Genomic DNA, 26,822 nt, shown 5'->3' with positions numbered 1-26,822 from the left:
AGGTTAGAAATAATCATAATATAGACGTTCAATAACGTTTAAATAATCGATCCTTGGAGTGAATTGTATTGGAATAGAGTAACCATGCTTTTCAATTTCTAATTTTTGAATAGATTTTCTCCCTCCATTTAACATCCTTTCCCAAAAATGAAACAATGGTTGACTCGGTAATAAAAAGTATTCATCTGTTTGGGAGAAGCGGATAATGACAAAGCAGATCCCCTTTTGTTGATCAACTTGTTTCAAGTGAGTGATTTGATGTTCATGAAAGTTTTGTAACGGAAGGGATGTATTGCTTTTAGTTTCTTTTGCTTCAAAGTCAATATATCTTCCCTTATAAACACCATTATAGTCCGTAGTCGAAGGTTGTTTAAAATAAGCTTCTTTAATGACCGCAGCACTTCGACTTGGAAAATCAACATGAGCGATTTGGATGGGGGTTGGCTTTTTATGTATAACCGCTATCCCTTTTTGTAAATAATATTGATTTGTTTCGTTTAAATCTTCCTCCAATGTCATCCCTCTGTTACTATAGCTAATCTTCTTTTTCGGGGAAAGTTGATTAGTAGGGGATGACCTGTACTTTTTCCCATTAGGATAATGGATTTTCACTTCAAACACCTCTCAAGCTATACTATATAATAACAGAAACAAGTAATGAATGGGTGAATAAAAACTACTAAATCCCGCAATCATAAGCTTATATATGGAATTGGGGCGGGAAATATGAATAAAAACTTATTATTTCAGGAGTTTTTATCGAAAAACTTCGACGAAAACAATTGTTCAACTCTAATAAATGAGATTCGAGAGATTACTTTTCAGTTGAATCGAGATAATATAAGCAGGACATCAGCCTATTTATATTATTATTTACGAAACCCTGAAATAAAATGGGCATTTTTAGCCTCCATGGTATCAAGAAATGCTGGGTATAATATGTGCGATCTAGCCAGTCCTGCTTTTCAAACCATCATTCCAAAAGCTAAAAGAGAGATGTTTTATTTGGCTTATGAACACGCTAATTGGCTCATCTTCCATGATGCATTTCCACAACTGATGATCTACTATTACTCCAAAAAAATAGGCAAACCTTTATTTTCATTATTACCGCAGTTTACAGTCTCTCAATTTATGGCAAAAGAATGGGAATGGTTCTGGAATCGAAAGGATGAAAAAAGACTGTTACAAGCATTAATCATAAATGAGCAAAACGTAATCCAGAATCCTATTTTAAAACATCGAAAGTATAAAAAAAGAGTCTTTCGGTCCCTTTTATTCTATATACAGGATCAATTTCACTTTAGTTTCATTGTTTTTCCAACTCTAAATGGAGATTTATTCGGATCAAGCGTGAAAAATTTCAAGCGAGTACACTCTAGAATAGTATTAGGGAATCTATTATCGGAAATATTATTCCATCCTAATTTATATGCGGATTTTTTAAGATTTGCTAAAAAGGTGGAACACACAGGTTCAAGATGGGATTATGAGAAGTATTTGCGCAAATCCTTTTCAAGTGAAACTCCGGTGTGGAAAACAATCTATGCAATCGTGGATCATTCGATAGAAAAACGGGGTGATTGGTTTGATGAGACAAAAATAATAGACAAATGGTTTCATCCCTCGACGATGAATAAGCCCATATTGTTGACGGATTGGATCTACAAAAAGCACCTTCAAATTCAAAGTTTTGCAAAATGGAAGCGTCTATTTTCATAGGAGAAGCTAAGGAATTTAGAAAGAAAATCGTAACGGGAATAATCAGTTTGTTTAACCCGTTACTTTCTTCTTTCCAATTTACTGAAGTTAAGTGGAAGGACGATTCGGCCCCACTAATTTTGGATTTCCGCCGGCAGCTTTCGTTTCCAAAGGATTTTCTTTATTTATTGGCTGTTTTTTCTTCTTTTTTTCCATCTTTTCCACCTCCATTTTTATTCTTTGAGGTTTCCCCACTTTCATTCATGTATTTTTTTCGCCCTGATGTCGAAAGGTTAGTCATTCGTTCTTTCTTTGGCGAATTGCTTCTAGTTTTGTCAAGTAGGAAGGGATAAAGAAAATCAGAACGAATACAGTAGATTAAGAAAGGGGAGAAATTGATGATCAAAAGGCAGGAAATATTATTTTCATTAAAACAACTGGAAAAATCGGTGGATCATTTGGAAAAAAACCTAAAAAAGAAGGTGAACTCCGAAATTCAAAAATCCATTTCAAATTTTCAGGACAGGAAATATTTACTACATCAAAAACTAACCCATATGGAAGAACAATTGAAATCACTAAACAAAACTCCAGCGACACTTCAAAAACTTGAACTTCAATATAAATCTTTATAAAATAGGTAAGTGGCGGCTAGCTGCTTTTTTTGTTGTTTAGGAACACCTTAAGATGATAAATTATAATAAAAATAGGATTGGAATCTTTTTGTATGAAATCTTTAAAAGAATTAACAAATCAATTGATTGAATTAAACTTTCAAGCTAATCAGATATATGATCAAGTAAGGGAGTCTGGGCAACGAGGGGACTTTTATCTAGAAGTGAAGCCTTTTGCTAATCAAGTGAAAAAGGTTAGTGAAGACTGGGGAAATCTGGCGAGAAAATGGCTGGATTATATTGTACCAAAACCAAAAACATTTCATGCGAATCAAATAAAAGCGACGGTCGAAAATTTGGAACTTGTATCTGTACAAGCATTTTTTCCAGAATCAAGTTATAAGCGATTTAAGAATTATGTGCGCTCCATCGACTTTGTTCTAAAACAATTGATGGATGAATTGCAAATGAGCGAAGAAAGTAAAGACAGTTGAAAAAATCCTTCCGGAAAAATGGAAGGATTTTTTTAAATGAAAAGTGAGAATAGAATATGAAGGTCATAATGACTCTTGATATTATTGTTTGTCCTTTTTTTGAGGAAAGAAAATGGATTTAACCGATAGGATTTATAGCCCCTTCGAGTTCAAGATCACGAATAACATTGCGGTATTCTTTATAAGAGAGTTCATTGAATAAATACATTTTTTTGGCGAAATCAAGAAGTTGGTTGGAATCATGTGGAGCATATGATTTTTTTTCAAAAAATATTTTTTTAAGCTCGTAGATCGTCATTTAAAATGCCTCCCTTTTTCTTTTTTTCTATATTAACATAAATATCAAAATGTTAGCATCCTTATTTACGGACAATTTTTGCTATAAACCACCAATATTCGCAAAGGTTGATCACGCACTCTTCGAATCTAGAACACATATATTAACATGAGTATGAAGTGTTTGGAAGGAGGAACAAAAGATGTATCCAACATCGCCATATGCTCCAGCATATTATGGAGAATATGATGTTAGAAATGATTTTTACTTTCGAAATCTTCCAAATCATGCTGGGAACTTTTTGTTTCCGGGCCAGTCTCTTCCTAATATATACAATCCCTTTCAATCATCTTTTCTTCAAGGAAATGGTAGTTTTCCTTTCCCGGTATTTCCTGGTGATGGAGTCCAGAATTATCAGGCCTCAAAAAATGGGAATACTTTTGTTTTTGAAAACCCATTTCAAAAAAATAAAGAAAACTTTATGTCCCCTGGTCCTTATTATCACCCTTATCCAAATGGGGCCCCTCCACAGTCGCCTCCTATTGGAGGGATGAATACATTTATGAATTCATTTAAAAATAAAGATGGCACGATTGACTATAATAAGATGATTAATACAGCGGGGCAAATGATTAACGTGGTGAATCAAGTTTCAGGCATGGTAAAAGGTTTTGGAGGATTATTTAAAGCTTGATTGAAAAGGGGGTAGCGTAATTGCTACCCTAGATCCCTTTTTTATACTGGAAGTGTTTTGGAGTATAACTTTTAACTCTAATCACTCTTAAGAATAGAAAAAAGCAGGTAGCCTCCTGCTTATATTTATTCCAAATACAAAGTTCTTCCTTTCACTTTTGGCAATGTCAATTTTAAGATCCCGTTCTCATAATCTGCCTGAGCTTTTCTTTCATCGATTATAGTTGGCAATGGAATGGTTCTTGATTGCTGTTTGTATAAGGAGTGGTGCTTAAACGTTTGCTTATGTTGATTTTCCTCTTCGACTACTTCCTCTGATTGAACTAGAATGGAAACAAATGTAGAATGCACTTCAATATGCAGTTGTTCCTTTTTTATTCCAGGAAGTTTCGCCATCAGTTCGTAATGCTCACCTTGATCTCTTAAGTCAACCCCAAAATTGGAAGCGGGGAATGCACCTGAAAAAAACTCATCAATACTTTGTAAAACTCCTTTAACAGGTCTTTCGTGAAAAAAATAATTCATTGTTTTCATTAAATCCCCAAATTGAATCCCTTTTTTAGGGTCTGATTGATGGTCTGACATATCAAATTCTCCTTTCACTTCAAACTCCCATTTCAGTTTATTCAACCAAATAGATAAATGTTCATTACTGGACCGAACTTCATTGTCACAGGTAAAAATACTCCTTTTAATCAGAACGTTTATTCGCTAGAATATAATGATGAGGTGAAAGACATGTTTAGTAAACAAAATCTTCAGGATGTGATGAACTGGATTCGATCAAATGATGCGATCAATCGAAATATTGTTCATTGGAAAACAATTGAAGCGAAAGCAGCAAGAACAGTAGCGTTTCCGGGACGAATTCACCCCAAATTGATCTCAGCTCTTCAACAAAAGGGAATTGATCAATTGTATACACATCAACGCGATGCTTTTGAATTGGCAATGGAAAATCAAAGTTTTGTTGCGGTTACCCCGACGGCATCTGGGAAAACCCTTTGTTATAATCTACCTGTTTTGCAAAAAATTCTTGAAGAGGACCAATCCCGCGCCCTTTACATGTTTCCTACAAAGGCATTAGCACAAGATCAAAAAAGCGAAATGAATGAATTAATTGAACTCATTGGTTTACCGATCAATAGTTATACATACGATGGGGATACACCTGCGACTATTAGACAAAAGGTACGGAAAGCGGGACATGTCGTGATGACAAATCCAGATATGTTACACTCAGCTATTTTACCTCACCATACTAAATGGGTGTCTCTGTTTGAAAACCTAAAATATGTGGTGATTGACGAACTTCATATTTATCGTGGTGTCTTTGGCAGCCATGTAGCGAATGTAATGAGAAGGTTAAAAAGAATTTGCCAGTTCTATGGGAGTGACCCCATTTTTATATTCACATCGGCAACCATCGCCAACCCATGTGAATTAGCGGAAAAGATTTCAGGAGAAAAGGTCCAATTAATCGAAAGAAATGGTGCTCCAACCGGAAGGAAACATTTTGTCTTTTATAATCCACCAGTTGTGAATAAACCATTGAATATAAGAAGAAGTGCCGTTTTAGAAGTTCGGAATCTAGCGGCAAAACTGTTAAAAAACAAAATTCAGACGATTGTTTTTGCTAGAAGTCGTGTGCGTGTTGAGCTTCTTCTATCCTATTTACAAGAAGTGGTTCAATTTGAACTGGGAGCAAAATCAATTCGTGGCTACCGCGGAGGGTATCTTCCGACAGAACGAAGGGAAATTGAAAAAGGATTACGGAATGGAGATATATATGGAGTAGTAAGTACAAATGCTTTAGAGCTTGGAGTCGATATTGGGCAACTCCAAGTGTGTATTATGACGGGCTACCCTGGAACCATAGCAAGTGCATGGCAGCAAGCAGGACGGGCTGGAAGACGACATAGTGAATCACTCGTCATCATGGTCGCTAGCAGCAACCCATTGGATCAATACATCATTCAGCACCCAGAATATTTTTTCAACAGCACCCCAGAAACAGCTAGAATAAATCCAGATAACTTAATTATTTTAATTGATCATTTAAAATGTGCCGCATATGAACTCCCTTTCAAAAAAGGGGAGATTTTCGGAAATGAAGAAGTGGATGAAATTCTTGAATTTTTAACCGATGAAAAAATTTTGCATCAAAATGGCTCACAGTGGTACTGGATGAATGATTCCTTCCCAGCACATAATATTTCATTGAGGTCTGCCTCACAAGAAAATGTGGTGATCATTGATATTACCACAACAGGGCAGGCAAAAGTTATTGGGGAAATGGATCGATTTAGTGCCATGACATTATTACATGAAGAAGCAATCTATTTACATCAAGGAATTCAATTTCAAGTAGAGAAACTGGATTGGGATGAGAAGAAAGCTTTTGTTCGTGAAGTAGAGGTAGACTATTATACAGATGCCAACTTAGCTGTTCAATTACAAGTATTAGAAGTTGACAAAGAACGTCAGATTAAAAGCTCTAGTATCGCATACGGGGATTTAGCGGTGCATGCGATGGCTACAATCTTTAAAAAGATCAAGTTTGAGACTCATGAAAATATTGGGTCTGGTCCGATTTATTTACCCGAAGAAGAAATTCATACGAATGGTGCTTGGATTGCATTCCATCAGGCGGAATCGAAAATGTCAGATGAAAGGCTAGAACAAGGACTCATAGGGGTCGCACATAGTCTAAAAACGATTGTCCCACTATTTTTAATGTGCGATCCTAAAGACATTCATATAGTGCCCCAAGTGAAAGCAACTCATAATGAAAAGCCAACCATCTTCTTGTATGATCATTATCCAGGTGGCATTGGTCTTAGTGAGCAGTTGTACAAAGAAATAGAATCGATTTTATATCAAACAAAGAGGTTAATCGAAAACTGTCCATGTGAAAATGGTTGTCCAAGTTGTATCGGAATGGAAGCAACCCAAGAACACGCAAAAGAAGATGTAGAAAAGTTAATAGCGATGTTTTTAGCTTAAAAGCAATCATCAAATACGATTTCCAAGGGAAGTGTGAGTGTGGCATTACGAAATAAATTACAGAGAATGAAATCTCATATCATTCGCCATTATGAGGAGGAAATAACACCAACCCCCGTTATGGAATCAACTTCTCTGAACATCCCATTTTCTGACAAGTGGAAGAAGTGGGATGTTCAAGCTTATTATTTTGATCAACAATATTGTTTGATAAGGGAAGTCATCTATCCATTGGATTTCCAACACGGGAAATATTCTTTTCAACATTTAAACCGGGTAGTGGAAAAATGGAATGATTGGGATGGTGTTCACCCTTTGTCTGCAAAAGGGCTGAACGTGAATGAATTATTTTTCTTTGATACTGAAACGACCGGCCTCGGTGGTGGAGTCGGGAATACGATATTTTTATTAGGTCATGCAAGAGTATTTGAAAACAAGGTGATCCTCCGCCAACATATTTTACCAGAGCCGGGAAATGAAATTGCTCTTTACCAAAGCTTTTTAGAAAGAGTAGATTACCGAACTTTGGTTACATATAATGGAAAGTCATTTGATTGGCCTCAATTGAAAACACGCCATACATTAATTCGAGATCACGTACCAAAACTTCCAGCCTTTGGGCATTTTGATCTTTATCATGCAGCTAGAAGATTATGGAAGCACAAGTTAGAATCTGTTAAGTTAGCGAATGTAGAAAAAGATATTCTTCAAGTTGGACGAAAGGAGGATATCCCGGGCTATTTAGCACCGATGATTTACTTTGATTATGTGGAGCGAAAAGACCCAGAAGGTATGTTTGGGATCCTAAAGCATAATGAAATCGATATTTTGAGTTTGATTAGTTTGTATATTCATTTAAGTTATCAAGTGCTTCAATTGGATACAACACAGACATCCGAAGAAAAATTACAAGTGGCTAAATGGTTTCAATATATAGGGGAATATTGGAAAGAGCGGATCATTTTGGAGAAAATGATTGGGGCGAAAGACAAGGAGAAGGAAGTGGATAGAAGAGCAAAGTTTGCTCTAGCCCAGAACTATAAACGTAATCGGGAATATAATAAAGCAGTTCCGCTTTGGCATGAAATGGTGGGGAGTGAACCAAATGACGAGATTCATTTGGACTCTTGTATTGAACTAAGTAAGTATTATGAGCATAAGGAAAAAAACTACCCAGAAGCATTGAAATTTGCTACAAAAGTGTTAAATTCTTTAGAAAAAAAGCAGGATGGTCACTATCAAGAAATAATGAAGAGAGTGGAGCGCTTACATGTAAAAATAGGGAAATACGAATAAACAATCCTTTCAAGATTTCTCAATATAGGCATGATTCTCTATCCTACAGGTCAAAATATGTAAACTGTTATCAAAAAAAGACCTATATAATAGGAAAGGATATTTCCTAGGAAAGCGCAGTATTCGACGAAACTTGCAAAATTATGAACATTTTTTTGCATTTTTTTATGTTTTCACTAAAAATTCACTATTTTTCACTCTATGAATTGAAATTATTGTAAATAAATTGTATGATAATGTTGAAGATTGTAATATTTTTTTGCGGGGTTGATGTCCATTGTATCGTGCTTTATTAGTTTTGTTTTTTGTTATGATTGGAATTACAGCAATTGTGATGACGTCGTTGAGAGAAAGTTTTTATAATTTCCTATAAATTGGGTGTTTGCATTAGACAGGTCCTCCCCTATACACATAGTTATATAGTGTACTATAGAAAATAGATGAAAGGGGATATGCTTTATGTTTTGCAGACCAAAAGTATTGCCTGCGGTTGTACACCCAACAAAATGTTGTGTGAACCATACCAATCAGCAATTTATCGTACCACATATTCACCCAACACATACTACGAATATAAACCATCAAATGTATCAACATCAGCATCACTTTCCACAAACTCAGTCTTTTGTAAATAATGTTCAACACCAACATGTGAACTGTGGTCGGCCACCGTTCGGGTGTTAATCATTCAGGCAAGGGGAGGCCCTTGCCTATTTTATTGTTTCTCATCAAAGGGAAACGACCGATTTTCCTTTATGATTATTCAAAAATAAATATATTTCTTTGTTTTATAAAAGCATTTTTAATATACTAGTGGAAGGATAATGAATACATAAGGGGTTATTGAATTGAAGGTCGTAACAATTACAGGTTACAAACCGTTTGAATTGGGAATTTTTCGCCCGAATGATCCAGCTATTACGATTATTAAACTCGCTTTAGAAAAGGAAATACGCTCTTTGATTGATGAAGGGGTAGAATGGTTTTTAATTAGCGGGCAACTAGGAATCGAATGTTGGGCTGCAGAAGTAGTGTATGAGCTTCAAGAAGAATTTCCAGAAGTAAAGCTTGCGGTTTTGACTCCATTTTTGAATCAAGAGGAAAGATGGAATGAAGGAAATAAGGAGTTGTATGAAATGATTTTAGCTCAAGCTGATTTTGTTTCGGCAATCTCCAACACCCCCTATAAAACGCCAAAGCAATTTCATAATAAAAATCGTATTTTTTTGCATAAAACAGATGGAGTACTAATAATTTATGATGAAGAAAAGCCTGGTTCACCCCAATATTTTCTGAAAGAAGCTCGGAAGTATAAAGAAAAATATTCCTATTTGATTAGAATGATCACTTTCTATGATTTACAATTAATAGTCGAAGAGGAACAGCTAAGAAGACAAGAAGAGTCCTAATTTTTACCGATTTAGTGGGGGAACTTATGGCTATAGCGGTCGAATCGTTCTTTTAATTTATTGACAATCGAGCTATTTTTTGAAAAAATAAAATGGATGTTTTGGAAAATTTATGAGGTGATGACAGTTATGTTATCTAATAAAGTTAAACTTACAGCAAAGGATATCTATGATAAAGAATTTAAAATAGTAATGCGGGGGTTCAAACAGGAAGAAGTCGATAGCTTTTTGGATGTAGTTATTAAAGATTACGAAACATTCCATCAAGCAATTGAAGAACTTCAACAAGAGAACTTAAGATTAAAAAAACAACTAGAAGATGCAAATAAAAAGCAAAAACCCCAAGCTCCAACGCAACCTGCTACTGGATCAACAAATTTCGATATTTTAAAGAGATTATCCAATCTCGAAAGACATGTTTTTGGAAATAAACTATATGAAAATTAGTGCAAATGCAGAAGCGCCTCGATCATCGGCGTACGGATTCGCAAGTCTTCGACTGAGATAAAGGAAACACTGCGAGGTAGTTCACGAGCAGATGTTGGCTAATTAGAAGTGGACAACATTTTTCAAGGGGTATCCACAGTATTAAATTTTTTAGTTCCCTAAATAGTGGAAAAGGGACTCTCGATTTTTAAAAAAGCTGTCACATATTATCATTGAAGTTCAGTTACTTTTCTCCTATACTTAAGTAAGAAATAGTATGAATAATGTCGGTAATGCTTTCAATTAGTGATAGTTTATAGAATGAGAGTGCTCTGTTTTAATGGTGATGAACATACGAGGTAAACCCCCAACATCAAAGCAACTTTTTGTTTGAAAGTCGGACAAGGTTTATTACAAGAAATGTCGTTGCCTGAAAATATGGATCTAAAGACCCGTATATACGACAGGAAACTCCCAAACAAACGCAAGTAAATATTTACTAAATTGAAAAGCTCTCCTCATCAGTAGGGGAGCTTTTCTACTATTGACGATCAATAGTAAGAATATGGTTCTGATAGTTGTTGAGGAGGGCCTCGGATTGAAAGAACTAAATGATTCAACCCTAAAAGAAGCCTATGTCGCTACATATGAATTAATGAGTGAAGGGGTTGTTTTATTAAATGACCAATACAAGATTGTAGCGATGAATGCAAAGGGAAAACAAATGTTGGATTATGAAGGAAAAGAATACATTGGAAAACCCTATTCCATCCTTTTTAAAGATGAGCGTACATGTCACCAATTATTTGCCCGCCTTTCATTGAATGAAGAAAGTAATGAAAGTGTGGTTAAGAAATATAGAAAGAATGGGGAAGCCTTATTAACCAAGCTTCGAATAAAGGAACTGTCGAATTCTTCCTTTCGTTATATCATTGTGTTCACTGATATAACAAAACAAATGGATATGAAAAGACCGTTAGCTTTAGCAAGCCAAGTATTTCAACATATGAACGAGGGTGTCATGATTACAAATGACCAAGGAAGAATTATCTTTGTAAACCCCTCTTTTCAAAAGGTAACGGGTTATAGTGAAAAAGAAGTGATTGGAGAAAAACCAAAGATCCTCCAATCTGGTATACATGATGCCCTTTTTTATTCAAAAATGTGGGATGCGATTTTAACAAAAGGTTTTTGGCAAGGGGAAATTTGGAACAAAAGGAAGAATGGTGAGGTCTTTCCAGAATGCTTAACAATCAGTGCAATTCGCAATCGTGAGGGGAAGGTCATTAATTTTGTTGGAGTGTTTACAGATATAACCGTTAAGAAAATGACTGAAAAAGAATTGAAAAAATTAGTTCATTATGATTCATTAACAGGAGTAGTCAATCGATACTCCTATATGAAAAGAATGGAATCATTGATTCATACATCCAGGAAGTATCATCAGCAATTAGCTGTTCTTTATTTAGATATGGACCGCTTTAAACAAATTAATGATAATCTTGGACACGATGCTGGTGATCAGTTATTAATTGAAGTGGCCAATCGCCTAAAAGGATTGCTGAAAGATAAAGATATTATCGCCCGTTTAGGCGGAGATGAATTTGTCATTACATTAGCGAATATCAAGCACCCGAGAGAACCCTATTTATTATCAGAAAAGATTATTCAAGTATTAAATTCTCCTTTTTGGATTTGCAATCAGGAAATCTACACTTCCATCAGTATAGGAATTAGTGTATTTCCAGATGATGGACACTCGGTTGGAAACTTACTACGTGCTTCCGATAAAGCGATGTATGAGGCAAAAAGCCAAGGGAGAAACCGCTTTGCTGTTTATCATGAAAAAATGAAAACGAATAATAATGAGCAATTAAAACTCGAGGCGGATCTCCACAAAGCGGTTAAAAGAAAGGAATTTCACTTAGTTTATCAGCCGCAAATCAATTTGAGAACGAATAGAATTGAAGGGGTAGAGGCGCTTATTCGTTGGAATAACCGGAGAAAAGGGGCGGTTCCACCAGGAGAGTTTATTCCTCTAGCGGAGGATATGGGATTAATCGTTCCCATAAGTGATTGGGTCTTAAAACAAGTATGCCATGATTTTAAAAAATTGCATAGGTTAGGCTTTCAAAAATTACGTTTTGGAGTGAATGTTTCTCCACTTTACTTTCGTGAAGAACAATTTGCTGAGAATATGATTCAAATTACAGAAAAAGAAAAGATCCCTGCAAGATTTATCGATATTGAATTAACAGAGAGTACGATTATGCCAAATGCAACAAGTTCCATTCATAAATTATTACAGATGAAAAAACATGGATTTAAAATATCCGTCGATGACTTTGGAACTGGCTATTCTTCTTTAAGTTATTTAAACCGGTTCCCGTTAGATACCTTGAAAATTGATCAAAGTTTTGTTAAAAGTATATGTAAGTTCGATGAAGATTCATCAATTGTGGAAGCGATTATTACAATGGCCCATAGTCTCCATTTAAAAGTAATCGCTGAAGGGGTCGAAAATGAAAAACAACTTGATTTCCTGAAAAAAGAGAAATGTGATTTTGTCCAAGGGTACTATTTTTCAAAACCATTACCATTGGATGACCTCATAGACTTCTTCTATAAATGGGAAGCTGAGTGGATAAAGTAAGGGTGGAAATATGTCAATGTATACAATCATCGCAACCGCTGCAATGGGCTTAGAAGCACTCGTAGCGAAAGAAGTTCGTGATTTAGGTTATGAATGTCAAGTAGAAAACGGAAAGGTCGTTTTTCAAGGAGATGAAACGGCGATTGTCCGCGCTAATCTTTGGTTGAGAACGGCAGACCGTGTGAAAATTTTAGTTGGTGAATTTAAAGCGTTCACGTTTGATGAGTTGTTTGAAAAGACAAAGGCTCTTCCCTGGGAAAAATATTTACCTATCGATGCAGAATTCCCCGTTCAAGGGAAATCTGTCAAATCTAAATTATTTAGTGTCTCCGATTGTCAAGCAATCGTGAAGAAGGCGATTGTAGAGAAAATCAAAAAATCGTATCGGCATGAGACGTGGTTAGATGAAAATGGACCATTATTTAAGATTGAAGTCGCATTATTAAAAGATAAAGCCAGTTTGCTTATCGATACAAGTGGCGCCGGTTTACATAAAAGAGGGTATAGAGTAGCTCAAGGGGAAGCGCCCTTAAAAGAGACTTTAGCTTCGGCACTTGTCCAATTGTCAAGATGGACCCCAGATCGTCCGTTCGTCGATCCGTTTTGTGGGTCGGGCACCATCGCTATTGAAGCGGCACTCATTGGACAGAATATTGCGCCTGGATTTAACCGTGATTTCGTGTCAGAAACTTGGCCGTGGATTAAAAAGAGCATTTGGGATCAGGCCCGAATTGAAGTGGAAGATTTAGCTAACTATGATCAAGAACTTGACATTATAGGTTCAGACATTGATCATCGAATGGTTGAGATTTCAAAACAAAATGCATTTGAAGCCGGATTTGCTGATTTAATTACGTTCAAGCAAATGCAAGTAAAGGATTTTACAACGAATAAAGAGTATGGGGTAATTGTTGGGAATCCTCCATATGGTGAGCGATTAGGAGATCGCCCTCTCGTCGAAAAAATGTATAAAGAAATGGGTGAAGCCTTTTCATCATTAAACACTTGGTCGATTTATATTTTAACTTCGCTTGAGGAATTTGAGGAATTTTACGGGAAAAATGCGACGAAGAAGCGAAAATTGTTTAACGGATTTATCCGAACCGATCTTTATCAATATTGGGGACCGCGCCCACCTAGAAAAAAAGAATCTACCGTTAAACCGTAGTAAAACGAATGCTTTGATTTTCATACATTTTAAAATATAAAAAAGTGCTTTAGTTTTCTAAACCGTGTTTTTGGCCGAGTAAAGGAACTGAAGCACTTTTCTTTTTCGTTACACCTATCCTTAATCCATTGTTTTTAAGCAAAATGTGGTAAAATAATGATGTAGAGTCATTCACTAAGAGCATTATGTAATCAACCTAATATAGAAAACATCGTCTTAGAAAGGTGGTATGAGCGGTAATATTATGAAAACCCGCTCGGCTCCTTTACCATTTGGGAGGAAAATATATGGGATATTTAGAAGAAAATGAACAGGATTTCCTGAAATATGTGAAAAAAATGCGAGCCTATCAAGAAGCAATAAACCTGCTTTTTTGGGACTTAAGAACCGGGGCTCCAAAAAAAGGGGTTAATCAACGAGCAGAAGTATATAGTGTCTTATCATCGGAAGTATTTAAAATGTCTACTTCTGAAGAAATGGCTGCCTATATTGCTAATTTATCTCCACATGAAAATAGCCTGCCAGAAATAACAAAAAGAATATTACAGGAATGTAAACGGGAATATAATCAAAATAAGAAAATTCCGCATCAGCTTTATAAGGAATACATCGTTTTACAGTCTAAATCAGAGAATGTTTGGGAACAGGCGAGGGAGGAAAATAATTTTAAATTATTCCAACCTTATTTAGAAAAAATAGTGGACTACAAAAAAAGATTTATTGAGTATTGGGGATATGATGAGCAAAAATACGATACATTGCTTGACTTATATGAGCCAGGTATGACGGTTGCTAAATTAGATCAAGTATTCGCCGAGCTGCGAAATGCCTTAATCCCACTCGTTCAAAAGATCAAACTATCGCCCCAAAATATTAATCATGATTTCCTCTTTCAACGTTTTCCAATCGAAAATCAAAAGGCTTTCAGTATGGAAGTATTAAAGAGAATGGGATATGATTTTGAAGCTGGTCGATTAGATGAGACGATTCATCCATTTGAAATTAGTCTAAACCCAGGAGACGTTCGAATCACTACAAGATATGATGAATATGATTGGAGATTGGCTGTGTTTGGTACCATTCATGAGGGTGGGCATGCCATCTATGAACAAAACATTTCAAAAGAGTTGATTGCAACACCGTTATGCAATGGTACTTCTATGGGGATCCATGAATCACAATCATTATTTTATGAAAACTTTATAGGACGTCATTACGGATTTTGGACATATCATTATCCGCTGTTAAAAAATTATTCAAACGGACAATTTGATTCTATTTCTCTTGATCAATTTTATCAGGCCGTCAATGTTTCCAAACCGACACTTATTCGAATTGAAGCAGACGAGCTCACGTATTGCTTACATATTATCATTCGTTATGAAATCGAGAAAGCGTTGATTCATGATCAATTATCAGTGAAAGAATTGCCTCGTGTCTGGAATGAAAAATATAAGGAATATTTAGGGATTCAACCTGAGGATGATCGTACAGGGGTGCTTCAAGATGTCCATTGGGCAGCAGGGGATTTCGGCTACTTCCCTTCATATGCCCTTGGTTTTTTATATGCGGCACAGTTTTACCAACAAGTCCAAAAGGATATTCCAGAATTTCCGTTTTTGTTAGAAAAAGGGAATCTACAACCTATTCGGAAATGGCTTACCACTCATATTCACCAATATGGGAAACTTAAGAAACCTTTGGAAATCTTGCAAGAAGCGACGGGGGAAGGGATTAACCCAAAATATTTAATTGATTATTTGACTAAAAAATATGGGGCGGTCTACTCCATTTAGGTAGTTGTTTGAGAAAATATACCTCATGATTTGAAACAGGGGATGGATCCAGGGAAATGTCCTAGTGAATGGTTTTAATGTTCGTGTGCTAATAGGGAACCATTGCCATTTTCGTAAAGGCGAATATTCCACGATTTCATTTACTTGGATGGAATTTATCACAACCCATGTCACTCCCGGTACTGTTATGGATTTGAGAAATTTCATATTGCCTTATATCTTCTTTCCTCATTTTAATAAAAATATACCTCATAATCAAAAGGAGCTCTCCCTATGATGGGAAAGCTCCAGATTAAGTAAAACATTACCAAAGTCTATATCCTTTTGAGCCAATCGGACCATTTTGGAACATTTCCATAAATGGTACAGTATAAGCAATCAAGATTAATGCAATAGTTAAAGTAATCCAAATTTTCCAGTTTTCTAGAATCATTGGAGTTTTTTCAGCATTCTCTTCAACTTCACCAATTGGGAATTCTTCTTCTCCTTTTGGTGCAAAGAACGCTAAGTTAATGAAGATGACTAGTACTAAGATGATCCCTAGGAATAAGATGGAGCCACCTATAGCTTGAGCGATTTGGTATGGAATCCAATCCATCGCTTGTTGAGCATCCCCATAAGTTGAGAAGGATGAACGACGTGGTGCTCCGAATAATCCGGCTAAGTGCATGGCAGAAGACATAATCGTCATTCCGATCGCCCAAGTAAATGCTTGCACAATCGCTAATTTATTCATTGCAGGTGTTAATACACGTCCAGTTAAATGTGGGACAAGCCAATAAGCAATTCCAAAAAAGGTTAGGACAACAGAAGTTGCTAATGTTAAATGGAAATGCCCTGTTACCCAAATCGTATTATGAACAACTTGGTTTAATTGGAAGGAAGCATTGATTAAACCACCTGCACCTGCTGGAATAAAGGCAACCATTCCGATAAATGGTACAGCGAACCGAGCATCTTTCCATGGAAGTTTCTTAATCCAACCGAATACACCTTTCGCACCTTGAGAACGTCCATATGTTTCAAAAGTAGCAAATAAACTAAATGCAGTCATAAGAGATGGAATGACAACCATAAACGTTAATACAACTTGGAGGAATTTCCATCCAGCATCAATTCCAGGCTCTGTCAATTGGTGATGAAGACCAACCGGAATTGAGAATAATAAGAATAAGATAAAAGACATACGAGCTAAAGAATCTGAGAAAATTTTCCCGCCAATGATTTTTGGAATAATCACATACCAACACATGTAAGCAGGTAATAACCAGAAATAAACTAATGGGTGACCGAAATACCAGAATAATGTTCTACTAATCAAGATATCTACACGATCCACTAGACCAAGCGACCAAGGAAGTAATTGGAATAATACTTCTGCTGCTACTCCAAGTGTTGCGACAATCCAGAGGACCACGTTAATAATAGCCATGAATGTTAATAAAGGACCAGGTTGACCAGGGTTTTGTTTACGCCAAGAAATATATTTCGAGATTTGGGCGGCTCCATCAACCCAACTTCCTACCACAACAAAAGTCAGTCCAAGATAAAAGATCCAATGAGCTTTAAGTGGAGCATAGAATGTATAAAGTACAGAAGCTTCATTTAATAAAATCATGGTTGCTGACATCGCTGTACCGATTAACATGACCCAGAAACCGATCCAACCGGTTAATCTTTGCCCATCCGAGAATGTCCCTGAAGTCCGACTAACAGCTGCTGTTTGGAAACCAAGAATAAAGAAAGTTGTAAGAATCAGTCCGAGTAATACCCCATGAGTCGTTAATACTTGATAATAACCAATATTTGCTGGTAATTCGAATTTTCCAGAACGTACTAATACCTGTAGTAAACCGGCTAAACCACCGAGTGCAAGCGCTGTAAAAGCAACATATAAATGGGCCATGGCCAGTTTTGCATCTTTGCGATCAATTTTTTCAAGTGCCTTATTCATGCTTAATCCACCACCTTAATCATTGATTTCATAGTGTGGTGACCTGTACCACAATATTCATTACAAACAACTAAGTATTCTCCAGCTTTATCAAGAGTTGTGACATATTCACTAATATACCCAGGCTCTAGCATCATGTTAATATTAGTGCCAGCTACTCCGAATCCGTGAACGACATCTTTTGAAGTAGCAATTACTTTTACTTTTGAACCTTTCGGAATTTCGACCTCCCCAGGATTGTAAAAGAATGCAGATGCTAGTACGACTAACTCATAGTCCCAATCTTTTCCTTCCACTTTTTTTAACCCTGGCTCATTGAACGGGGCAATTTTGTCCACCTGTTCATGATTGACAAAGGCTTTTGCACTTGGAGGTGTATGGCCTTGATGAAAGGCACTTATTCCAAGAATGAATAGAAATACAACGAGTGATCCTGTACCGAATACAAGCCACCATTTCTCATAGCGATGCATGTGCATAATCAAAAACTCCCCTCTCTCTTAAAAACGCTCTAAGAAAATTAGTAATACTGCCAACCATGTAATAATTAAAAAGATTCCAATTCCAAATACAGAATATAAGGTGCCTTTCAATGATGAAGATTCTTCTTTGTCTACTTTTACCTGTACTTGTTTTGTTTCTGGTTTTGCCAAGGAAATCACTCCCTTCAATAAATAACGGAATATACCCCGTTACCATCATAATAGTGAGGAAAATGAACTTAATCTGTGATATAAATCACAGATTGTATGCACTTTTGTGAAAATAATGTGAAGAAAAATGAAAAAGAATGACGACTATTGAACAAATCAACAAGATACAACTTGGAACTGATTAGAGGAAGAGAAGATGTAAAATAGGTGGATGAAGTGAAAAATAAGGCAAAATTGGATTTTTTCATTGGCGGATAATTCAGAAAAAACGATTATTATATCCATTTATTATTTTAATGTTCGGGAATTAGGTTGATTTTTATCGTTAAATTGATATAATGATAATAAATTATTCATATTCAGTCACATATATAATGGCAAGAATAAGGCTTGCGAGTTTCTACCAGATTACCGTAAATAATCTGACTATGTGTGAACAATGTAAGAGAAAGACATATTTAAACGCATGTGTCTTTTTTCATTCCCAAAGATGATTGGGCATTGCTTCACTCAAGAAGGAATGCCCGATCATCTTTGGGTTTTTTGTTTACATTTATTTTTTTGAGGAGGCAACATCATGAAGTTATTAAAGGATAAAATTCATCAAGACGGATTAGTCTTATCAGGTAATGTATTAAAGGTAGATTCTTTTTTAAATCATCAAGTAGACCCATTTTTAATGAAGAAAATTGGGGAGGAGTTTGTTCGTAGATTTTCAGATGAGAAGATTACAAAAATATTAACATTGGAATCTAGCGGAATTTCTCCTGCACTTATGGCGGCATTAGAGTTGGAGATCCCCCTTGTCTTTGCTCGAAAACGCAAATCATTAACTTTAACAGATGATTTATATACCGCCGAAGTGTACTCTTATACAAAACAAGAAACGAATACAATTTCGGTATCAAAGAACTGGATTCATTCAGGAGAAAAAGTACTTATTATAGATGATTTCCTAGCGAATGGACAAGCTGCTTTAGGACTTTGCTCAATTGTACAGCAAGCAGAGGCCGAGATTGTTGGCATTGGAATTGTGATTGAAAAATCATTTCAACAAGGAAGAAATCTATTAATGGATCAAAATTTAAGAGTGGAATCTTTAGCAAGAATTAAATCTTTAGAAAACGGCAAGGTGCAATTTATTGAGGAGGAAAATAATGAAAGATAATCAGATGAAAATGGCCTCTCTTGGCATTCAACATGTATTAGCCATGTATGCCGGGGCAGTCATTGTTCCCCTCATTGTCGGAGGTGCTCTCGGACTAACAGGAGAACAACTTACCTATTTAGTGTCTATTGATATTCTAATGTGTGGAATTGCTACCTATTTACAATGTATAAAAGGCCGTTTCTTTGGCCTTGGTTTACCTGTAGTATTAGGGTGTACATTTACAGCGGTTGGGCCGATGATTTCGATTGGCGGTTCATACGGGATTTCCGCTGTTTATGGAGCAATCTTAGTTTCAGGGCTTTACGTCCTTCTTGTTTCTTCCTTTTTTTCTAAATTGGTTCGTTTTTTTCCACCAGTTGTTACAGGTTCTGTCGTGACCATTATTGGTGTAACTCTTATTCCGGTTGCAATGAATAATATGGCTGGAGGAGTAGACAGTCCAGACTTTGGTTCTTTAACGAATATTGCCCTCTCATTTGGTACTCTTTTCTTCATTATCCTTCTATATCGTTTCTTTGATGGGTTTATTCGTTCGATTAGTGTTTTATTGGGATTATTACTGGGAACCGTTGTGGCATTTTTCGTAGGAAAAGTAAATTTTGAACCTGTTCTTGAGGCCTCTTGGTTTCATATGATTAAACCTTTTTATTTTGGTATTCCAACTTTTGAAGGAACCGCTATTTTAACTATGATTTTAGTTGCAACTGTGAGTTTAGTTGAATCAACTGGTGTTTATTTCGCTGTAGCGGATATTTGTGAAAAACAAATCAAGGAGAAAGATTTAGCGAAAGGATACCGCTCAGAAGGACTAGCCATCATACTCGGGGGTCTTTTTAATTCCTTCCCATATACAACTTTTTCGCAAAATGTCGGATTAATGCAATTATCGGGTGTGAAGACTCGAAAGGTTTTATATTATGCAGCCGCTTTTTTAGTCATTTTAGGTTTCATGCCGAAAATAGGAGCCTTTACCACCATTATTCCTGCATCTGTATTAGGTGGAGCAATGGTTGCCATGTTTGGAATGGTGATCGCTCAAGGAATAAAAATGCTTGGAAAAGTAAATATGACGCAAGAAAACTTACTCATTATGGCTTGTTCGATTGGAATGGGCTTAGGAGTTACAGTAGTTCCTGACCTTTTTGCACAATTTCCTAAAGGAATTCAAATTTTAACAGGGAATGGTATTGTCGCTGGGAGCATGGCGGCCATTACATTAAATATTGTTTTTAATATATTGGGCCAAAAGTCGAAAAAAATAGAATCTATGAACAATGTAAAAGCATCGTAAAAACAGTAGATAGATCGGATAAATGAATGATCGGTGGGTATGAAAGTAAACTCTACTGATCGTTCATTTTTAAAAAACATGCACACTTCCATATCTAATTGCATATAGTAATAAAAATCTAACTTTGAAAAGAGTGACAGATATGGAAAAATATTATTGCGACCATTGTTGTAACCTATTTGAACACAAAGGGGAATGTCCGAAATGTCAAGCTCCTCTTACAAGAAAGATCAAAATTGATGTCCAATATCAAGCTCATTCGAATGAACATCACTCAAATTAAAGCAGAACGAGAAACTCCTGAAACTTAAGGGGTTTTTTTACTTTATAAAACCAATTGATCGAAAGTTCTCCTTCATTCTAGAAAAATAATATGCATAATTTCCACATTTTAGGTAAACATAACCTAAAATACTTGAAAGGAGAAGCTTATGGCAAAGATTACTTCTGTGGGGTTTGGTCTCCCAACCTATTGTATACCCCAAGAGGAAGTAGAACGGTTTATTAAAGAGACCTATCAGTCCTCTTATCCAAGAATTCACAGATTACTAAAAGTATTTAAAAATAGTGAAATTAAAAGAAGACGTTTTGTTCGCCCAATGGATTGGTACCGCGAGCCTCATACATTTGAAGAAAAAAATCATATATTTATTGAAGAAGCCATTCAATTAGGTTGTAAGGCGATAGAACAATGCTTACAACGATTCAAGGTTGATTATAAAGAAATTGATGCGATTTATACGATTTGTTCAACTGGATTAGCCACACCTAGTATTGAAGCAAGAATAATGAATGAATTACCATTTCATCCCCATGTGAAAAGAACTCCAATATGGGGATTGGGTTGTGCAGGCGGTGTAGCGGGGCTTGCTAGAGCAGGTGAATTTTGTAAAGCATTCCCACAAGCAAATGTCCTCGTATTAGCGATTGAGCTATGTAGCTTAACTTTTCAGCTAGAGGATCTTTCCAAAAGTAACCTCATTGGTACCTCCTTGTTTGCAGATGGGGTTGCCTGTTGTTTAGTTTGCGGGGATGAGAGCACTGTTTTGAATGGAAAGGAAGAATCTTTCCCGACGATTATTGATCATCAGGCAACTCTAATCCCACATTCACTCGATGTGATGGGATGGGAAATAAAGAACGATGGGTTGTTTGTTATTTTTTCTAAAGACATTCCGACCATCGTTCATAATTGGTTCAAGCCCAATGTAGAAAAATTCTTAGAGAAGCACCACTGGACGATGAATGATATTCAACATTTTATTGCACATCCTGGAGGGAAAAAGGTGATTGAAGCGTATCGTCATTCTCTGTCGATCCCAAGTGAAATGACAGCTGATTCAATGGAAATATTAAAGGAATATGGAAATATGTCATCGGCAACGGTTTTATATGTATTGGAAAGATTTATGAAGAAAGAGAAGAAGATGGGGGATATTGGCTTAGCCGTCACCCTTGGTCCTGGATTTTCCTCGGATCTTCTTTTAATGAGGTGGGAGTAATGCCGGTGTTTTTTGCCTTCATTTTTTTTGTCATTATTCAAAGGATCATCGAATTAATCATGGCCAAGCGGAATGAAAAGTGGATGAAGGCTGAAGGTGCGAAGGAGTTCGGACAAAATCATTATTATTGGATGGTTCTTTTACATACCATGTTTTTTCTTACCTTAATGGGGGAAGTTGTATTCTTTCATCGATCGACTTCGGACTTCTTTTTCTTATGGTTATTTCTGTTTGTTTTATTGCAAATAGGGAGAATTTGGGTGATCCAATCATTGGGACGATATTGGAATACGAAGATTATTGTGTTAAAGGATGCCGACACTGTCCGAACAGGTCCATATAAATGGTTTCGCCATCCGAATTATATGATTGTTACTTTAGAATTAGCGGTTATCCCCCTCATGTTTCAAGCGTATTTCACTTTATTTTTGTTTGCCATCCTAAATCAATGGATCTTATTGAATCGAATTTCCATTGAAGAAAAAGCTTTAACAATGCATACAAAGTATCAAGAAGTGCTAGATGGTCGACGGAATCTTTTGTTTCTTAGGAAAAAACATGAGGAAAACAGTTGAAAGTCATTTTCAATCGTGATACCATTTCATTGAAGATGAAAATTATTCTCATAACAGCACGAAAAGGTAGGTGCTTAAAAATGGTATGGTTATTCATATTATTCACAGTTATTGTCTACAGCTTTATGATGGTTTTTATTTTAAAACGTATACACAAACCAGCTAAACAAATAAATATTCAACTGAAACGGGAAGAACGGCAAGAAAGCAATTGGAGTTCCTATTCGCCCTCAAGATAAAGACAATGTTCCACATTGTCTTTTTTTTGCTTTCTAATGGATGTGAAAATAAAAGGGTGGATCTCATACTGTATATAGGAAATAATTAAAAAATCGTTTACAATAGAAAGTATCTGAGGTGTTATATTTACTTCAAGGATGGAATGAAGGTGAGTTGATTCCCGAGATCGTACGCAGCATGCAATTGGTGAATCACTAGTTGCTTCTATACACACCTACCCACTCACCTCAAGAACGATAATAAGGGGTTTAATAGAATGGCAAAAACTGTGCAGCATCAATCGCTAGAAACAATCATAGCTCGAACGGTTCATTTATATGAGCGTTTTTCTTCATTTGGGGATGAGGAGCGAGCAAAAAAAGCAAAACTATTTTTAAAGAAATTGTATGAAAAAGAATTCATAGTGGCATTTTGCGGACATTTCTCTGCTGGTAAGTCCACGATGATTAATGAATTAACAGGTGAAAAACTATTACCATCGAGTCCGATTCCAACAAGTGCGAACTTAGTCAAAATTCATCACGCAAATGAAGACTTTGCAAAAGTTTATTATAAAACGAAGTCACCACTTTTGTTTCGGGCACCATACCGGTTTGAAAAAGTAAAGGAATTTTGCAAAAATGGTGATGAAGTTGAGGCAATAGAAATTGGTCATCAACATTCTAATTTACCAAACGAAGTAACGGTAATGGATACACCTGGTGTTGATTCAACAGATGATGCTCATCGAATTTCCACAGAATCGGCCTTGCATTTGGCAGATATGGTCTTTTATGTGATGGATTATAACCATGTTCAGTCAGAATTAAACTTTATTTATACAAAGGATTTATTATCACATGGAGTTAAGCTTTACTTGATTATTAATCAGATTGATAAGCATCGGGAAGAAGAGTTATCCTTTAAAGAATTTAAAGAATCTGTCTATAAATCATTCGAAACATGGAATGTCGAGCCGGAAGCCTTCTTTTTTACAAGTTTAAAAGAACCTCAAATGGCAGATAATGATTTTCATCAAGTACAGAAATTAATTCATGAAAGCATGAATAACCGGGAAGAATTGGCTTTTCAATCGGCTATTACGATGATGAATCGATTAATTTCTGAACATATTCAATGGTTAGAGACCGAAAATGATGAAAAACGTCAACAAAACTTATCTATTTTAGGAACAGAATTTGATGAAGAACTTATTTTTTCAAAAGAATTACAGGTTCAAGAAGAGAGAGAAAAACGGGATCCTAATTATTTGTTATCTCCATTTGAGACGGATCGTGAAACTATATTAAAAAATGCCTATTTAATGCCAGCAACAACACGTGATTTAGCGCGCCAATATTTAGAGTCTGTTCAATCTGATTTTAAAGTGGGACTTCTATTTAGTAAGAAAAAAACAGAAGAAGAACGAAAACGTAGATTACACGTATTATTAACCGATTTACAGGAAAAAGTCCAATCTCAATTAGAATGGCACTTAAGACAATTATTCAGTCAGTGGATGAAGAAAGCGAATATTATGGACGATGAACTTCAAATTGCGGCGGAAGAATTGTCTGTCCCGGTTGATGAGCAGCTTCTTTATAATACAGTGAAGCATGGGGCACGTGTAACAGGAGACTATGTCCTCCATTATTGTGATGATGTAGCGAATCAATTAAAAAAGATCGCCATTTCAATTACGAACCAAATGAAAGAGCAAGTCATAGAAAAAATTATGATTCGTTTTCATTCAGAAGAAAAGCAGTTGATGGAGAAATGGAAAATTTGGCATGAAAAAGCAGAAGCTATTCGTTCAATGGAAAATTTAGATAAAATAGAGAACACGAGAAAGAAAGAACTACAAACGATCATTGAAAACGATGATGTCACGATCCCACCACCATTTCAAAACTTAATAAGTGAGTGGGAATATGAATCAGAAATGGTCGAAATCTACAAGGAAGATGAAGATCAAGCAGAACAGCAAAAGGGAGAAAAAGAGGATGTAATACAAGAAAAATCCGCTGTCGAAATAGAATATGATGACAGTATATCTGTTGAAAAAACGACGGCTAAACTTCATTTCATGGCAGAAAGACTTGAAGGAGTACCAGGGTTTTCTCGATTTATTACAGGCTTAAAGAATAAAGCGGAGCGTCTTGAAAAACGTGAATACACAATTGCTTTATTCGGTGCCTTTAGTGCGGGAAAATCCTCATTTGCCAATGCGATGTTAGGGGAAAAAGTTCTTCCAGTGTCACCTAACCCTACAACTGCAGCGGTGAACCGGATTCATCCACCAAATGAGCAATTTGCCCATCGGACGGCAGCCGTTCATTTCAAAACATCAGAGCAAATGTTATCAGATGTTCAGGGGTCACTAGAATTATTTTCAGAGTCCGTCCAATCCTTACAAGAAGCTTATTCGAAGATTCCTTCCATTTTAAATAATCATAATGGTGAAGGAAAGGAAAAAATTCATTTATCGTTTTTAAAAGCGTTCTATGATGGTTTTTCCCAATATGGAACAGAACTTGGATCCACACTTACCGTTGATTTAGATGAATTTCGTGGGTTTGTTGCAAATGAGAAACAAAGCTGTTTCGTTGAATCCATCGATTTGTATTATGATTGTGATTTTACAAGAGAAGGGGTCACATTAGTTGACACACCAGGGGCAGATTCGATTAACGCTAGACATACTGGAGTTGCTTTTGAATATATTAAAAACTCAGATGCTATTCTGTTTGTTACTTATTATAATCATGCGTTTTCGAAAGCGGATCGTGAATTTTTAATTCAATTAGGTCGTGTGAAAGATGCCTTTGAACTTGATAAAATGTTCTTCCTTGTGAATGCCATCGATTTGGCGAGTAATGAGGAAGAAGTAAATGAAGTGATATCCTATGTGAAAGATCAATTACTTCAATATGGTATTCGATTCCCACGGATTCATGGGGTTTCAAGTTTGTTAGCAATGGAAGAACAAAAGCAGAATATTACCGATGGACCTTCAAATATCGGCAAGTTCAAGCTAGCATTCGGTCAATTTATCGAGGGTGAGCTAACAAAAATGGCCGTTCAAACTGCTGAGGCCGAATGGGAACGTGGTCTAAAACGTTTGCAACAATTAATTCATACTGCGAAAGAAAATCGAAACTCCCGTGCTGAAAAATTGGCAGAGTGGGTCCAGCAAGAGCAGGAGATTGCTGCCTGCATTGAACAAGAACAACCTAATCTATTACAAAAAAGGTTATCACAAGAAGTAGATGAACTTGTATTTTATGTGAAGCAACGCGTATTTTACCGTTTTTCTGATTTCTTTAAAGAAGCGTTTAATCCAGCCATGTTCCAAGGAAATTACAATGTTAAAACTACTTTATCTGAGGCTTTACATGAATTATTACACTCAGTAGGCTATGATTTTGCTCAAGAATTAAGGGCAACTAGTTTGCGAACAGAAAATCATGTACACCAGCTGTTAACAGATAAATATGAGCAATTACAGACTCATTATCAATCGATTCAAGATCAATTAGTCTTTTCTTCTTTTGAGCTAAGTTCAGAAGAAACACCTGAGTTTCCGGTTGCTTTCCAAGAAGAGCCAGAAACTACATTTGCATCTACACTAAGCTTGTTTAAAAACGCAAAGAGTTTCTTCGAAAAAAATGAAAAACAGGTTATGCGAGATCAATTAGAAGAAATTCTTTCTAGATTAGCGGACGATTATTTGTTGAAAGAAAAAAATAAACTGTTTGATTGGGCGATGGAGGAGTTACAACAACAGTTTACAAAAATGAAAGAACAATTGTTCACTGATTGTTCCGAACAGTTTACTTCATGGAAAGAAGTGTTAGATTCTGTAGAAAATATTGACGAGTGGGAAGAAATTTTAACATCGATTCAAAAGAACAGATAAGAGGA

The 26,822-nt window shown here is 36.0% G+C and carries 23 protein-coding genes and 1 riboswitch; of the genes, 17 read left to right on the top strand and 6 right to left on the bottom strand.

Going from position 1 to position 26,822, the window contains the following annotated elements; genetic code table 11:
• Positions 1–3: 3 nt before the first annotated feature.
• Complete coding sequence (gene recU, locus J2S13_RS00240; RefSeq protein WP_307255646.1) at positions 4–612, bottom strand: Holliday junction resolvase RecU; 609 nt, start codon at positions 610–612, stop codon at positions 4–6.
• A 114-nt stretch (positions 613–726) separates the two neighbouring features.
• Between recU and J2S13_RS00235 the strand changes: the two genes are divergently transcribed.
• The 3 genes from J2S13_RS00235 (at position 727) to J2S13_RS00225 (ending at position 2,809) form a co-directional block, all read left to right on the top strand.
• Complete coding sequence (locus J2S13_RS00235) at positions 727–1,722, top strand: DUF2515 family protein (RefSeq protein WP_307255645.1); 996 nt, start codon at positions 727–729, stop codon at positions 1,720–1,722.
• Positions 1,723–2,099: 377 nt separating this feature from the next.
• A complete protein-coding gene (locus J2S13_RS00230; protein WP_307255644.1) occupies positions 2,100–2,336 on the top strand; it encodes a hypothetical protein in 237 nt (78 codons plus the stop codon).
• A 92-nt stretch (positions 2,337–2,428) separates the two neighbouring features.
• On the top strand, positions 2,429–2,809 hold the full coding sequence (locus tag J2S13_RS00225; RefSeq protein WP_307255642.1) for a YppE family protein: 381 nt from the start codon (positions 2,429–2,431) through the stop codon (positions 2,807–2,809).
• A gap of 118 nt (positions 2,810–2,927) precedes the next feature.
• Here the strand turns inward: J2S13_RS00225 and yppF are convergent, their stop codons facing one another.
• Positions 2,928–3,107, bottom strand: coding sequence for a YppF family protein (gene yppF, locus J2S13_RS00220; RefSeq protein WP_307255641.1), 180 nt, complete (start codon positions 3,105–3,107; stop codon positions 2,928–2,930).
• 181 nt (positions 3,108–3,288) lie between these two features.
• Between yppF and J2S13_RS00215 the strand changes: the two genes are divergently transcribed.
• Positions 3,289–3,780, top strand: coding sequence for a YppG family protein (locus J2S13_RS00215; RefSeq protein WP_307255640.1), 492 nt, complete (start codon positions 3,289–3,291; stop codon positions 3,778–3,780).
• A gap of 125 nt (positions 3,781–3,905) precedes the next feature.
• On the opposite strand, the gene J2S13_RS00210 is transcribed toward J2S13_RS00215, so the two are convergent.
• Entirely contained in the window at positions 3,906–4,364 is a 459-nt protein-coding gene (locus J2S13_RS00210; protein ID WP_307255639.1) for an Hsp20/alpha crystallin family protein, read from the bottom strand.
• Positions 4,365–4,517: 153 nt separating this feature from the next.
• Between J2S13_RS00210 and J2S13_RS00205 the strand changes: the two genes are divergently transcribed.
• The 8 genes from J2S13_RS00205 (at position 4,518) to J2S13_RS00170 (ending at position 15,533) form a co-directional block, all read left to right on the top strand.
• Positions 4,518–6,785 carry a DEAD/DEAH box helicase gene (locus tag J2S13_RS00205; protein WP_307255638.1) on the top strand — a complete coding sequence of 756 codons (2,268 nt, stop codon included), beginning with the start codon at positions 4,518–4,520 and terminating at the stop codon, positions 6,783–6,785.
• Positions 6,786–6,824: 39 nt separating this feature from the next.
• Complete coding sequence (locus J2S13_RS00200) at positions 6,825–8,081, top strand: ribonuclease H-like domain-containing protein (protein WP_307255637.1); 1,257 nt, start codon at positions 6,825–6,827, stop codon at positions 8,079–8,081.
• A gap of 459 nt (positions 8,082–8,540) precedes the next feature.
• Positions 8,541–8,765 (top strand): CotD family spore coat protein, encoded by a 225-nt coding sequence (locus J2S13_RS00195; protein ID WP_307255636.1) that lies wholly within the window; start codon positions 8,541–8,543, stop codon positions 8,763–8,765.
• Positions 8,766–8,929: 164 nt separating this feature from the next.
• Complete coding sequence (locus J2S13_RS00190) at positions 8,930–9,490, top strand: SLOG family protein (RefSeq protein ID WP_307255635.1); 561 nt, start codon at positions 8,930–8,932, stop codon at positions 9,488–9,490.
• A 129-nt stretch (positions 9,491–9,619) separates the two neighbouring features.
• The gene (gene gpsB, locus J2S13_RS00185) at positions 9,620–9,937 is read left to right on the top strand and encodes a cell division regulator GpsB (protein ID WP_307255634.1); all 318 of its coding nucleotides are present in this window, start codon (positions 9,620–9,622) and stop codon (positions 9,935–9,937) included.
• A gap of 577 nt (positions 9,938–10,514) precedes the next feature.
• Positions 10,515–12,569, top strand: a complete 2,055-nt coding sequence (locus J2S13_RS00180; protein WP_307255633.1) for a sensor domain-containing protein — start codon at positions 10,515–10,517, stop codon at positions 12,567–12,569.
• Between the two features lie 10 nt (positions 12,570–12,579).
• Positions 12,580–13,737, top strand: a complete 1,158-nt coding sequence (locus J2S13_RS00175; RefSeq protein WP_307255632.1) for a THUMP domain-containing class I SAM-dependent RNA methyltransferase — start codon at positions 12,580–12,582, stop codon at positions 13,735–13,737.
• 287 nt (positions 13,738–14,024) lie between these two features.
• Positions 14,025–15,533 carry a carboxypeptidase M32 gene (locus tag J2S13_RS00170; RefSeq protein WP_307255631.1) on the top strand — a complete coding sequence of 503 codons (1,509 nt, stop codon included), beginning with the start codon at positions 14,025–14,027 and terminating at the stop codon, positions 15,531–15,533.
• Positions 15,534–15,837: 304 nt separating this feature from the next.
• Here the strand turns inward: J2S13_RS00170 and J2S13_RS00165 are convergent, their stop codons facing one another.
• The 3 genes from J2S13_RS00165 to J2S13_RS00155 are packed head-to-tail and all read right to left on the bottom strand — an operon-like array spanning position 15,838 to position 18,140.
• A complete protein-coding gene (locus J2S13_RS00165; RefSeq protein ID WP_307255630.1) occupies positions 15,838–17,487 on the bottom strand; it encodes a b(o/a)3-type cytochrome-c oxidase subunit 1 in 1,650 nt (549 codons plus the stop codon).
• A 2-nt stretch (positions 17,488–17,489) separates the two neighbouring features.
• Positions 17,490–17,966 (bottom strand): cytochrome c oxidase subunit II, encoded by a 477-nt coding sequence (locus J2S13_RS00160; protein ID WP_307255629.1) that lies wholly within the window; start codon positions 17,964–17,966, stop codon positions 17,490–17,492.
• Between the two features lie 21 nt (positions 17,967–17,987).
• Positions 17,988–18,140, bottom strand: coding sequence for a cytochrome c oxidase subunit 2A (locus J2S13_RS00155; RefSeq protein WP_307255628.1), 153 nt, complete (start codon positions 18,138–18,140; stop codon positions 17,988–17,990).
• A 347-nt stretch (positions 18,141–18,487) separates the two neighbouring features.
• A riboswitch (purine riboswitch) is annotated at positions 18,488–18,589 on the top strand.
• A gap of 128 nt (positions 18,590–18,717) precedes the next feature.
• Between J2S13_RS00155 and J2S13_RS00150 the strand changes: the two genes are divergently transcribed.
• From J2S13_RS00150 to J2S13_RS00130, 5 genes are all read left to right on the top strand, one after another.
• Positions 18,718–19,308, top strand: coding sequence for a xanthine phosphoribosyltransferase (locus J2S13_RS00150; protein ID WP_307255626.1), 591 nt, complete (start codon positions 18,718–18,720; stop codon positions 19,306–19,308).
• Positions 19,298–20,602 (top strand): nucleobase:cation symporter-2 family protein, encoded by a 1,305-nt coding sequence (locus J2S13_RS00145; RefSeq protein ID WP_307255624.1) that lies wholly within the window; start codon positions 19,298–19,300, stop codon positions 20,600–20,602. Before J2S13_RS00150 ends, J2S13_RS00145 begins: the two co-directional genes overlap by 11 nt.
• A 431-nt stretch (positions 20,603–21,033) precedes the next feature.
• The gene (locus tag J2S13_RS00140) at positions 21,034–22,104 is read left to right on the top strand and encodes a type III polyketide synthase (RefSeq protein WP_307255623.1); all 1,071 of its coding nucleotides are present in this window, start codon (positions 21,034–21,036) and stop codon (positions 22,102–22,104) included.
• A complete protein-coding gene (locus J2S13_RS00135; protein ID WP_307255622.1) occupies positions 22,104–22,679 on the top strand; it encodes an isoprenylcysteine carboxyl methyltransferase family protein in 576 nt (191 codons plus the stop codon). The genes J2S13_RS00140 and J2S13_RS00135 overlap by 1 nt, the downstream gene beginning before the upstream one ends.
• A 496-nt stretch (positions 22,680–23,175) precedes the next feature.
• Positions 23,176–26,817 carry a dynamin family protein gene (locus tag J2S13_RS00130; protein ID WP_307255621.1) on the top strand — a complete coding sequence of 1,214 codons (3,642 nt, stop codon included), beginning with the start codon at positions 23,176–23,178 and terminating at the stop codon, positions 26,815–26,817.
• The last annotated feature ends 5 nt before the right edge of the window (positions 26,818–26,822 follow it).

Source organism: Oikeobacillus pervagus, from assembly GCF_030813365.1.
Classification (GTDB): Bacteria; Bacillota; Bacilli; order Bacillales; family DSM-23947; genus Oikeobacillus; species Oikeobacillus pervagus.
This window is presented reverse-complemented; position numbering and strand designations above follow the sequence as displayed.